General features: G+C 56.4%; 1 pseudogene. It reads right to left on the reverse strand.

The features are described from left to right. Window positions 1–125, reverse strand: a pseudogene (locus QMX78_RS21640) (integrase core domain-containing protein); the annotation flags it as partial. Window positions 126–220 lie beyond the last annotated feature (95 nt).

The following is a 220-nucleotide window of genomic DNA, read 5'->3' on the forward strand; positions in this document are numbered from 1 at the left end:
CGTAGGCGGCCATTGAAACTCTCGATATAGGCGTTCTGATTTGGCTTTCCTGGCTGGATCAAACGCAACTGCACGCCTCGCTCGTAGGCCCATGCCACCATCGCCTTGCCGCAGAACTCCTTGCCGTAGTACATCTGGAAGCATGAGTTCTTTGCAGGCAGCCATCGTCTCCGAGCGCATCCTGAGGGTTCTCACACGCCACAGGAGTTCGTTGACGATG

Source organism: Stenotrophomonas sp. PS02298 (genome assembly GCF_029959445.1).
Lineage (GTDB): Bacteria > Pseudomonadota > Gammaproteobacteria > Xanthomonadales > Xanthomonadaceae > Stenotrophomonas.